The sequence below is a fragment of the Nocardia spongicola genome, from assembly GCF_047200775.1.
GTDB lineage: Bacteria > Actinomycetota > Actinomycetes > Mycobacteriales > Mycobacteriaceae > Nocardia.
On the sequence record NZ_JBJZOO010000017.1, the window covers coordinates 1 to 11,567 of the forward strand.

Annotated in this window: 7 protein-coding genes and 2 CRISPR repeat arrays; of the genes, 1 reads left to right on the forward strand and 6 read right to left on the reverse strand. The window is 63.6% G+C overall.

The features are described from left to right. Positions 1–401: 401 nt before the first annotated feature. The 6 genes from ACL02S_RS21015 to ACL02S_RS21040 all read right to left on the reverse strand — a co-directional run bounded on the left by ACL02S_RS21015 (position 402) and on the right by ACL02S_RS21040 (position 10,192). On the reverse strand, positions 402–1,406 hold the full coding sequence (locus ACL02S_RS21015) for a serine/threonine protein phosphatase (protein WP_412804187.1): 1,005 nt from the start codon (positions 1,404–1,406) through the stop codon (positions 402–404). Positions 1,407–1,714: 308 nt separating this feature from the next. Further along, positions 1,715–2,395 (reverse strand): DUF2283 domain-containing protein, encoded by a 681-nt coding sequence (locus ACL02S_RS21020; RefSeq protein ID WP_412804188.1) that lies wholly within the window; start codon positions 2,393–2,395, stop codon positions 1,715–1,717. 644 nt (positions 2,396–3,039) lie between these two features. Next, positions 3,040–3,495: a CRISPR direct-repeat array (repeat unit 29 nt; unit sequence GGGACAACCCCCGCGTGCGCGGGAAAGAC). Between the two features lie 40 nt (positions 3,496–3,535). Further along, on the reverse strand, positions 3,536–4,207 hold the full coding sequence (locus tag ACL02S_RS21025) for a type I-E CRISPR-associated protein Cas6/Cse3/CasE (protein WP_412804189.1): 672 nt from the start codon (positions 4,205–4,207) through the stop codon (positions 3,536–3,538). Beyond that, positions 4,204–7,659: a type I-G CRISPR-associated helicase/endonuclease Cas3g gene (gene cas3g / locus ACL02S_RS21030; RefSeq protein ID WP_412804190.1), complete on the reverse strand. Its 3,456-nt coding sequence runs from the start codon at positions 7,657–7,659 to the stop codon at positions 4,204–4,206. The genes ACL02S_RS21025 and cas3g overlap by 4 nt, the downstream gene beginning before the upstream one ends. Beyond that, positions 7,659–8,897 (reverse strand): hypothetical protein, encoded by a 1,239-nt coding sequence (locus ACL02S_RS21035; protein WP_412804191.1) that lies wholly within the window; start codon positions 8,895–8,897, stop codon positions 7,659–7,661. Before ACL02S_RS21035 ends, cas3g begins: the two co-directional genes overlap by 1 nt. After that, positions 8,894–10,192, reverse strand: a complete 1,299-nt coding sequence (locus ACL02S_RS21040) for a type I-G CRISPR-associated protein Cas7 (RefSeq protein WP_412804192.1) — start codon at positions 10,190–10,192, stop codon at positions 8,894–8,896. Before ACL02S_RS21040 ends, ACL02S_RS21035 begins: the two co-directional genes overlap by 4 nt. Before the next feature lie 174 nt (positions 10,193–10,366). Next, positions 10,367–10,816: direct repeats of the CRISPR family, unit length 23 nt; unit sequence ACCCCCGCGTGCGCGGGAAGGAC. Between the two features lie 409 nt (positions 10,817–11,225). Between ACL02S_RS21040 and ACL02S_RS21045 the strand changes: the two genes are divergently transcribed. Beyond that, a complete protein-coding gene (locus ACL02S_RS21045) occupies positions 11,226–11,531 on the forward strand; it encodes a hypothetical protein (RefSeq protein ID WP_412804193.1) in 306 nt (101 codons plus the stop codon). The last annotated feature ends 36 nt before the right edge of the window (positions 11,532–11,567 follow it).

Below are 11,567 nucleotides of genomic sequence, written 5' to 3' on the forward strand. Positions count from 1 at the left end.
CGCCCGCGCCATGATCCATCAACAGAGTCAAGAAGTGGGATTGATGAGCATGATGCTCGCCCAGCGCGGAGCAGCCCCACTGCCCTGAACCCCGCATCCGGGTTCACACTCTCTGTCGTAGTCGCCCCCGCTCCGGTGTCGTCGCTGTGCACAAAATCGGCGGTGCGATGCTCCGCGCGTAGGCGGTCACCGGATCACGGTGACCACCTCGGCGACCTGCACCAGCTCGGCAGGCACCTCTATTGACAATGAAGCTGGACGACATACTCCACCAAGGAAACCGACCGTGGCTCGACGAGGTGCCCCGGGGAACGCAGACCAGTTGAATACGGACCTTTCTGAAGCGGTGCGTAATGACAGAACATCGAAAGATGTTGCTGTGCAGGTCACTCTATTGCACATTAACTCGCCGGGTATTCGGCGTGGGTATCGCCGCCGAACAATTTCCAGTAGAAGGCGTTCATCTTCGCGGCGGTAGGTGCGTGCCGGGCCAGGATCGCCGCCACGACCGGCGGCACATCGTCCGGAATGTGGCCAGTGGCGCATTGGCGTACGTACTCGTTGCGGGTGATGGGGCCGCCGTTGGTCGACATCGGTATTCCGCAGATATCGGTCACCAGCCAGTTGACCAGTCGCATGGCGGCGTAGTCGGCGTTATGAGTGGCATGGCGTTCTGCGAAGTCACGCTCGGCGGACGACAGATCGAAATGCGGCGAGGTCGCCAGCCCGAAATCGCTGAGATAGATCCGCTCCCCATCGCTGCGCAGGTTGGCGAAGTGTCCATCCATGTGCAGCAGCTCCCGATCGTCCAGGAATGTCACGATCTCCGAAAACTGCCGCTCGACGGTGGCCGCCTTGCCTGCTGGGTTCTCGCTCAGCCAGTCCGAAATCGGGTGCGGGATGTATTCGCAGAACAGCACAAGACTGGATGATGCGGCGGCCAGCGCTTCGAGACGGGCACGCACGGCGGGGCTGCCGCCCTGGGCGGCGACCACCGTGTCGATGTCGGCGTGTTCGGCGGCGACTGGTGACCGGCCGGGTAGAACCCGCCAGTAGTAGAGCATCGGGAACGACTGGGTCCGGCCGGCCAGAACACCATCGGTGACAACGATGTTCGCGGCCAGCTCGCGCCATGCGCTGAAGCTCGGGCCACCGATGCCGTACTGGCAGAACACCGGCAGGTCGAACAGGTTCGCGGTGGAGCGCCGGTGTGCGAGTTCCCGATCGGTCAGCGGGATGCGCTTGGTGAACACCGGCATGCCGTCGACGTCCAGTATTGCCGTGCCGCCGCCGACCCCCACGCTGTTGGGCCGCCCCGCGGCTATGAGTTCGGCGAGCTCAATGTCGCTGCGGGAAGCCAGGAAAGCCGAGATTCTCTGGTGGAGGTCGCTCCTGGCAGCTGTCATCACACCATCCTGCCACCGACCGGGTGGTTGACCGCTTGCGGTGCGACGGCCCAAGGAAACCGACCGCAGCTCAACGAGGTGATCCGGGAAATACAGACCAGTCGAATACGGATCCTTGTTCCCCCAAACTTCAGATGAGTTGCCCGGGTGGCCTGTGTCCTGCCCTACCGACACATCCGCCGGGCACTCTGGTTACGTCAGGTAGGACCTTCTGGAATCGCGCCATATCCGCCCAAAGTTCGGCGAACTTTACCGGAACCACGTTTAGAACCTACCAAGCCCTCCCCTCCCAGAGGGATGCCTCGGTGTCACTTGTAGCGTTCGGCCGACTCCAGAGTTCGGGGATGCAGGATATCACCCGCACCGAGGACCTCGATGCCTATGAGCAGGTTGTTCTTGTCGAAGTCGAGAATGACTTCGCCGTCGCTGATCGGAACGATCTGCTGGCGGACTGGTTCGCCAACGCTAATGGGTTTCAACGCGATATACGCGGCGTCAGCTTCTGGGTCATACCGTATGCGCATACTCGAAGAGTCTTCCATCTCTGCAGAGCTTTCCGTTGGCTCGGCAGCATCACTGCACGCGGCTTCAGGAGGCAGCCGATACTGCTCGATGATTTCCTTGAGTTGCCGAACACGCAGTTCGGTATCGACGATAGTGCCAGAAATAGTCACTTCATGCGTGTCAGAGTTAACGTCGTCGAAGCGAACGGACAAAGCCTCGCTCGGGCTAGCAGCGAGCTCGTACGTCAGCTTCGTAAAATCCATGTATCGCTGTTCGAACAAACGGAATTGGTTCGGGCGAGGGAAGTAGTCACGTTCAGCCTCCCCGTACCGGCTGAGCCCTTGGGGTGAACGGCTGCGGCTCATCGGAGAAAACGGGTTGTGCACCTTTCTTGCGCGACTTCCTGTCTGTTTTGCCCGACTTCCCTTGGGGCCCTTTACCGCATCGACAGGACTGTCATCACGGAAGCCATCGTCAACAAGCATCTGAAACACATTGCGCAGAATTGACTTCCGGTGAGCGTTCTTGTATGAAAACCCGCTAAGCAACTCCAAGCGGATTCGGATGTGGAACGGCCTCATCTCGGCCGCCTTCATCCTTCCCAGGACCGACCCAGCCAGCGTGATCTTGTCGGCTTTCGCGCGGCCCTTCGTGGCTGGTTCGATCTCACGCCGATAATGCTTTGCACTCTGAGGCCTCTGCTACTTGTCGTTCCGGTAGGTGCGGAGCCACATCCTGCACAGATCCTCGACGCTCACTCCTGGCGGATAAGTACCAACCGATTCGGCACGCGGTTTCCATGTGGCAAGCCGCTTCTTGAGATTCGCAATGGCTTTCGGTTTGGTCTTTCCTGAGTCATGCACTTTCGATGGATCGCCAACGAGGCAATGAACCTGGTATATCTTCCGAGCTTCGTTTCATTTAGGCTCACTGAGCTTCCCATGAGCTCCAGGTGCCAGCTCAATCTGCGACATACGGCGCCGTTTCGTTCTCAACCGCGCCGCCGACGTATCGCGGACCTCCGCGTTCCAACTTGTTCAGACAATCCAGCGTTGACTGCCACCTATCCACTTGCGTAGTCCTTCGTGCTCGCTCGTTCTCAACCGCAGCGTCGTGCATTCAGATATGCAGGACGCCCCCCGCGTGTGCGGGAGAGACCCACAGCTTCGTGGTGACGTTGCGCAGCATCGGGGACGACCCCCGCGTGCGCGGGAAAGACTTTGGCCACAGCTTGGTGTATTGCCCGGCCGGGGGACGACCCCCGCGTGCGCGGGAAAGACTCGTGCATTTTCGCCAGGGCGGGCCGGGCCTTGGGACAACCCCCGCGTGCGCGGGAAAGACGCGATGTAGTACGACTTCTGTTCCTTGTCGTAGGGACAACCCCCGCGTGCGCGGGAAAGACCAAGGCATCGGCTCTTCCGAAATCAGCGCCCTGGGACAACCCCCGCGTGCGCGGGAAAGACGTGATCCCCCTGCGCTCCATCTCGACCTTGACGGGACAACCCCCGCGTGCGCGGGAAAGACGGTCAGCTGATACAGCGCCGCGCGCGTGGTGGGGGACAACCCCCGCGTGCGCGGGAAAGACACTTGTTGACCTGCATGGATGTCGGCCTGGTCGGTGATTTTCATTTAGTTTCGGCGTGTTCGGCGATGAGCCCTGTTCCGTAGGCTTTTCCTTTGCCGAGGTTGTGGGCGTGGTGTTTGGTTTGGTTGTAGGTGGTGGCGTCGGTGATGGTTCCGGTGGCGTGGATTCGGGCGATTGGGAGAGAGTCCCGGTGGCCGGGAAGGCGGATGGTGCGGTACCACCGGATGTCGATGTGTTCGGGGTGGATTCCGTGTCGGGTGAGTTTTGTGATTGCCCAGTCGTAGATTTCGTCGCGGGGCACAGCAATTTTGTTGGCTCGGTATGCTTTTCCCTGTCCTGGTGGGCGGGGGGTTCCGTCGGAGCCGGCTTTGAGTTGGGCGTGGAGGGTTGGGTCGACGCGTACGCGAGGGGTGCGCAGGGCGGCGAGCTCGAGGGTGAAGGTGACCTGGTCGCCGATGGCACGTTGGGTTGTAGGGTGGTGGTCGAATTGTTTGACCCAGTCGGGTAAGCGGAGTTCCCCGGTGTGGGTGGTGCGTATGAGCACCGTGGATCCGTGCAGGACGGTCCAGAGTACGTTCCAGCTGGCTCGGGCCGAGGTACTCGCAGTTCGGGGAAACAGGGACATGGTCATGCGGTGTCCGGTTTCGCGGTCCGCGTCCATTTCCTCAGCGATGCGCGGCGTCGTACGGATCATGTAGTCGGTGCTGGTCATGTGGCCTCCTCGGCTCGTTCCCAGGCGTGGCTCTTGGCGTGTTCGAGCGCGACGCGTTGATACAGAAGGCGTTTCACGCTGGAGGGGTGCGGCGGTTGCCGGTCGGTGCTGGGTGTCTGGAGCAGGGCGACGAGTTCGAACCAACTCGTCGAGCGCTGGGGCAGCGGCAAGCGCATGTGACCCGAGCGCGACTGACCAGGCGGTCGCAGACAGCCGGTGGCGGGGAGGCGTGCGGTGGCAGCGAACAGCAGTGACTGTAGGGGTGATCGGATGTTCTTCTCGGCCATACCCGAGATGATCATGGTGGTGCCGACCTGTGGTGTCATACCGAAGTGGTGGCCCCCGTCGTACTGTTCCGGAGTATGTCGGGTCAGTACATCAGCGATTTGCTCGCTTGTGTGTTCGGACTCGGTCACGGCGCCGAGCAAGGTCGAGTTGTTGTGAATCCACACCGAGCGCAGGGGGACGTTGCCGGCACTGTCCGGGATGGCGGTGTCCGCGAGGAGTGAGGCGAGGATTCGTCTGGCCTGGCCTGTGGTGTCGAGTGCTGCGACTGTGCTGCGGGCCCAGGCTGCTGCGGCTTTCTCATTCTTCTTCGCGAGGCGAGATCGAAAGTGGTCGAGTTCGGTAGTGATCACGACAACTTGGGCAGCGATATCTTCCACATGTGCCGTGGTGTGCAGCGTTGCAAGCGGTCCACAGGGACTGGGTTCGTATGAGATGGCTGCTTGTGGGTCGATGTCGGTGGCGGCGGCGAGGGCTCCGGCGGTGGCCCACCAGTCCAATGCGGTATGGACTTGGACCCCGGTTAGTTCGACAAGTCCGCGGTCACAGACGGTGTCTGCGTGATGTAGGGCGGATGTGTGGACGTGGTCCGGTGGTCGATGTCCGGTTCGGGGGTGTCGGCTAGCACGGTGGTCGGCCAGTCGCATGACGGTTTCGAGCCAGGCCAGGCCCCATATGCCGTATTGATTGTTGAGTTGGGCGAAGGTGTCGGCGGTAGGTTGTGCTTGGTCCGGCCCTTGCGCGGGGGGCAGCAGAGGGCGTGCCCAGCCGTGGTGTGCGGCGATCACATGCCGGACCAACGGATGTGCTTCCTCTGGGTTACGAGCCAGAGAGGCCGATTCGTGCCGCCAGCCCTCCGGGACCAGACTTCGTCGGAAGGTGGCGCCGGGGGCGAGTTTCGCCAGGGGCAGATCACCGGGCGCGGCGCCGAGGGCGGCTTGGAAGAAGGGTTCACGTTTGCCGTCATCGTGGTGGTAGGCGGCCTTGACCAGCAGCATGGTGGTCTCGGAATCCAGCCCGACTTTCCCTGCAGCGGTGTCTGTTTCGTTGGCGACCTGCGCGGCGTGCTCATCGAGTGGGACCAGTTGCCGGTCGCGTTCCTCTACCGGCGCGCGCAGCCATACCCCCGCGTCGGTGACTTGGCCGTATTGCACCGGCCCTAGAAGGTCTTCGGGCAAAAGCTGGGGCAGGAGTTCATCGATTTCGTCGGGGTGCCGGTCACCGAGTCCGGCCAGCTGGTGCAAATCGATATCGTGCAGATCGATGCCGAGGGTGGGCAGGCTGTCGCGGTCGGCGTGCCACCATTGGCCGGACTGCCATCGCAGAAGCGCGGACAGGTCGGCTACTGGTGTGGTCGAGGCGGAGTGGAAACCGGTGTTGTCATGGCCGCCGATGTGGCTGGGCAAGATGACGGTGGTACCGGCAGTGATGTCGCGATGTGAGTACGCGCCGACCCATGCTGTGCCGTCGAAGATCAGTGCGGCCGGCGGTCGAGTGCGGTCGATGAACCATGTGGAGGTAGTGGTGTCGGGGGCGGATTCTGCTTCGTCGGCCACTACCGGCTCACGGGGTTTGCCGTGTGGAACCCGGGCGGCGATGAGTGCGTTCACCGCCGCCAGTGGCACGGTGACGGTTTCCTCCGCGACCGGAGGCATGCGGCGGGCCAGTTCCGAGTCCAGGGTGTGGCGCCACAGCACGGTCACATCGGTGACGCGGTCGGTATCCGGTACGCCGGTGATATAGCGCTGGACCGGCAGGTCGGCGGCCGGAGCCGGGCGGGAGTGCGCGATCGTGGGCAAGAGTTCTCGGATGAGGGTAGGCACCGGCGGCATGGGACGGGTCGCCTGCTGGACTTGCTGCGAGTGCGCTGCCGCGAACTCGGCCAGCGACCGCGGGGACAGATCTGCTCCGTCGCCGAGATCGGTCAATATCGCGGCAAGTGCCGTGGCGGGGCCTTCTCCGTAGACCGCTTTCGTGCCGGGGCGCGGCGTCTCCGGCACCACCACATGGGCTGTGGCCGTGTCGAACTCCCCTCGCCGGTTCAGTCTGCCCAATCGCTGCATCCAGGCTTGCCAGTCACAGATCTCGGTGATCAGCACCGAGGCCGAGAAGTCGATACCCGCTTCCACTGTCTGCGTGGCCACCAACAACCGCGGCAGCAGATCGTCGGTGAGTCTGCCGTCGAGGTGCTTGCGCTCGTACTTGCGGATACGGGAAGTCACCAGCAGCGAATCCTGATTCGCCACAGCCGGGGAGCGGCCGGAGGTGAGCGCCGTGTGGATCCGGCGTGCCGCGTCGACGGTGTTCACGACCACGACGACCGGTGATTCGGTCGCAGCGAGTTCGGTGCGCGCCACCCGAATGATGGTGTCGATGGTGGACTTGTCACTGCCGCTACACCGATGCAATGACAAGGTTTTCGACGCAACAAGCCGTTTGGATGCAACCGGGTGTGCGCGGTCCGCATCGGTGATGCGATGCACGGCACCACCCTCGATCGGTGCGACAGTGGCACCGATCTGCACGGTTCTGCCTGTCGGGACCCCCACCGGATGTGGCTGCTGGAGATCTTTCATCGCACGCAGTGTGGACAGCGCGGCCACTGAAAGGTGCGGCTCATCCAACAGGATCAGCGAATCGACACCGAGCAGCGCCGCATGCACCGGTGCCATACCGGCAGAGACGCCGAAACCCCGGAACAGGGCGCGGGATACGGCCTGATGCGCGGTCATCGTGACTACAGTGGGCTTGTCCACCGCGATCCATTCCCCGTCGTCGGCCGCGCCACCGTGGATCTTGCCGATCACCAACGGCGTACCGAACACCTCACGTAACACCGCCGCCGCTGCCGCGACTGCCCCGTCACCTTCTCCGTGTAGGGCGTCATACATGATCCGCAGATCCTGGTGGGTCTGGTCGACGATGGTGGTGCGGTCCACGACATGCAGGATTCGCAGCGGCGCTGTCCTCGGCCCGCCGTGCGCGATCTGGGAGGCCAGGTGCCACAGCGCGACGGTGATAGTGCGGGTCTTGCCGAGGCCGGTCGGGATATCGATCGTGTCCGGCCATCCTTCGCCTGCCACACGGTCGGCAAGCGCTTGCTGCCACGGAAACGGCTCGGCGCCGTACAGACCTTCGTGGAACTGCGCAAATGCCGGAAAGCCCATTACTGTTCCTCGCCTTCGTCAGTGCAGAGCCGTCCGTACCCGTACTGCTGACCGTGCCCGACCCGCAGCGGGCCGACATGTAGATCGTCGAGTCCGATCCGGGCCCGCCACAATGTCAGATGCGGCAACTCAGGACACGGTCCTCCCGGACGAGACACCTGCACACTGCCGGTGAGACCGTTCTCGGCCAGGCCCGCCGCAATCTCGTGTTCGGCGATGCGCCGGTCCGGGTGAGCCACCACCGGCACCACCGATATCCAGGACGAGGCCGGTCGACCGTAGTAGCGGTCGACATGCCGGATATGCGGTTGACCGTCACGAAACAGTTCGGGTGCCGCCCCGGCGGCTGCGGTGGCGTCGTCGCGGGATTCGAACGACACCGCCCACGGCTTGTGTCCACCGAGCAGCAGCGGCGAGCCGGACAACGCCGCCATCACTTCCTGCTGAGTGCGGCCCTTCGACAAAAGAAGCACGACCCGTGTCGAGGCCGGCCCGCCGTCGCGATCACACCGAACGTAGGTCACACCACGACCCTTGACATGATCCGGCAGCCCCGGCAAGCCCAAACGGTAGCGTCGGTTGTGACAGAGATCCAGTACATCCAGCAGATCAGGTGTGGCGGCCCGCACCGGACCCGGCCGGTCGACAGGCTGCCACCGTTCGTGCACCACACCGGGTCCGGCCAGCTCCTGATCCACGCGACCATCACCGCTGGTGTGATCCACCCACCCGTCACTGCTCGGCGTGAGGACACCGAGCATCACGCAATCCGTGGCGCGGCCCACGTAGGGCACCGCCAGCGCAGCCGCCGCCAACGCGGATACCTGCTCGTCGTCCAGGACCACCGGAAAATCGAGAAACGCGCAAGGATGGGTCCATTCGGCCCCGACCGTGAACCACTGATGTTTCGTTCGACGATCGGTCAAGCCCGCGACAGCGCGCGAAGCGTCCAACAGCACCCAGTGCTTCTCTGCGCCCTGCGGACCCGTCTTGCCGACGAAGACCCCACGAGCCCTGTGATAGTGCACATCAGGAAGCCACATCTCCGGATCCGCAGCCGCAGCCAATCGCGCAATCGCCGCGCGGGCAGGACCGGGATCGTCGGTGGCGTGCGCACCGGCCACCAACGCCGCCAACACAGTCCACGGCGACGGCGGCCACTGAGCCTCGATCCTGCGGGAGTTCTTGTGTGCTGCCGTCCACAACAGGCCAGGATTGAACAGACGGACCCGAATCACTGAGCCCCGTCCTCCACCGGCGCGCCGGTGCTCAATGCCACCGCTCCCTCTTCCAGGAGTTTCCGTTGCGGCGCCGACAGATACAACTGCACCGGTTCAGCGAATTCCAAACCCGAAGAACGACAATCCGCGAGTGCGACACCGAGCGCTTCGCCCCACCATGACGTATCGGCAGCAACATCGACCGGCAACAGCTCCGGCACAGTCCGACCCTGCCGACGCAATCCGTAACGACTGGCCGTGGCCACCAGATCACAACCGGACCGCAGGAACGTCCGCCGCCGCGACAACGCATCCCCAGCCAGCCCCAACACCGTCAACGCAGTCGCAGCCGCAGACTGCTTGGCCCGATCGCCACCGAACCGCACACTCCGCAGCAACGACAGGGAAATCGCACCACGGGCCGCGATCCGCTCGCACCCGTACCCACGGACCGAGACAGTCCCCGGATTCGGTCCGAACCCGAGATTGGACGGCCTGTCGGTCCGCTCGCTCACGCCCTTCTTGGAACCTGACTTGGCGGCACCGACCCCGAACGCTGCCCGATCCACTCGGGACTCCTTGGAAATCGGCAACGGATCGACCTTCGTCGCGCCGCTGAACAATTCCTTAGCGCCATATCCGATGATCCGTGTCCGATAGACACGCGCCTGCCGGTGCGTCCGCGTGACATGAGCGGAAAGCCAGTAACCATACAACAACGAGTTCGGCGCATAGGTGAACGCCGACGTGGCATCGACCGTGCTGTTGATCCCTTTCAACAGATCACCCAACGCGTCATCGTTCACCTTCCACACCGGCTCGCCCCCCGGCTTCACCGCCGCCATCTGGATCCACGAATCAGCGTGCCGATGCGAAGCCGTCCACGACGACAGCGCCACATCATCCACCAGCGCATCAACAGTATTCGCGCCCGTCGCAGGACGGCCCGCATCGTCGCCACTCAACACAAACCCTGGCAACCCGCCCAACTCGAAACGATTCTCCCACAACGCCTGGCTCGCCCGCGCGGACTGCGCCTGCACATCATCGAGAATCACCAACGGCATCGACAGCGCACGCCCATCTTCCCCGGTCGCTACACCGGTCAGCCACCCACCCTCGGATGCCATCGGAATCGTCCCCGTCGGCGAATAGGGATGCATAGCACCATCGTTCGACGGATAGGTCGGAGGAGCCACCGCAGCACCGACACCGTCGATCGGCTCCAGATCGTGCTCGATAGCCACCGCGGCCACGGACACATCCCCCACAGCGGCGCGGACGCTCTCTACCAACATGCTCGGATCAGTCATTCATCCCATCCCTTCGATGTCGACACTCGAAACAATGTGCTGGACAGTACGACCGACCACCGACACAAAACAGCAGTGCCGCCTCGGCGCCGATTCAGATGAAGTGAGTGACCCGTGCCCGAGTGTCGGATTCACTCACGACGCAAGGAGGGAGAGCGGCCCGCAGCGCAGACGACCCCCGCGTGCGCGGGAAGGACTAGACGCCGGTGATGCCGTAGGCGGCGATCGCGGGACAACCCCCGCGTGCGCGGGAAGGACAGGAGATCATCGATTGTGACGGCATGGCCGAAGGGACGACCCCCGCGTGCGCGGGAAGGACTTACGCACCCGCACCACACCCTCCCCGAACCCGGGACGACCCCGCGTGCGCGGGAAGGACACTTGGCCAGCAACTTTGCGGGATCCCGAAAGTGGGACGACCCCCGCGTGCGCGGGAAGGACTCGGGCACCGACAGCATCAACATCCCGAAAGTGGGACGACCCCCGCGTGCGCGGGAAGGACGCCGCGGTAGCGATCACCGTCTACGACGAGCAGGGACGACCCCCGCGTGCGCGGGAAGGACCCAGCTGTCGAGCCCGGCTCCGGTGCCGGGGCGGGACGACCCCCGCGTGCGCGGGAAGGACACTCCCTGACCTGCATAGACATCGGCGAGACAAGCGATTTTCATTCACTTTCGATCGGTTCGATGAAGGGGTGCTCTGCAACTTCTCCGCCTGTTTCCTGTGTAACTGTGCCTGGATCTGTTGGCACGGCAGAGCGGATGCTGTTCGCGCGCCTACCGTGCCACACCCGAGATCTCCCAGTCTCGGCCGGTCGCGATAGCTTGAACCGAGATTCGAGGCACAGTGGGTGCAGGTTAGCTCGGTTCACCGACAGGATCGCCCGGGACGACCGCAGCGTTCCATTGTTCCGATCGGCCCGACTCCCATCCCGTATGTTGCCCGAAAGAACCTAATCCGGGTGCCGAATCCGCTTGTCAAAGACTTTGATTCGACGCACATCCCGCCCGGTCGTCTTCCGGATTCGTGGGACGTGACCGATATCGCTCCGCTGGCCGCCTCCACGCGGGCGGTATTCGACGACCCGGGCGTGCACGCCGTTGTCCGGGCCGGGCGCACCGTGCACGCGGTCAGCTTCGGGCAATGGGTCGGCGAGGAAGTGGTCCCCGAACTTCTCTGTGGGACCGGCGTCGCCGGCTGGCTGCCCTCAGCCTTAGCGCCCACACGGGCGGAAGTGACCTGCGCCCGCTGCCTGCGCCGAATCGGCGGACCCGGCGCCTCCCCACACCTACTCCCGCTGTTCGACACCGACAGCTCGGAGGATCAGATCGGCTTCTGATAGTCAGGGCTATCGAATCCATCTACCGAGCCACAC

What these genes read in the sequence shown, in the direction of transcription:
- ACL02S_RS21020 (WP_412804188.1), bottom strand. Translation starts at nt 2,395, where the DNA reads ATGCTTGTTGACGATGGCTTCCGTGATGACAGTCCTGTCGATGCGGTA.
- cas3g (WP_412804190.1), bottom strand. Translation starts at nt 7,659, where the DNA reads ATGGGCTTTCCGGCATTTGCGCAGTTCCACGAAGGTCTGTACGGCGCC.
- ACL02S_RS21040 (WP_412804192.1), bottom strand. Translation starts at nt 10,192, where the DNA reads ATGACTGATCCGAGCATGTTGGTAGAGAGCGTCCGCGCCGCTGTGGGG.
- ACL02S_RS21015 (WP_412804187.1), bottom strand. Translation starts at nt 1,406, where the DNA reads ATGACAGCTGCCAGGAGCGACCTCCACCAGAGAATCTCGGCTTTCCTG.
- ACL02S_RS21025 (WP_412804189.1), bottom strand. Translation starts at nt 4,207, where the DNA reads ATGACCAGCACCGACTACATGATCCGTACGACGCCGCGCATCGCTGAG.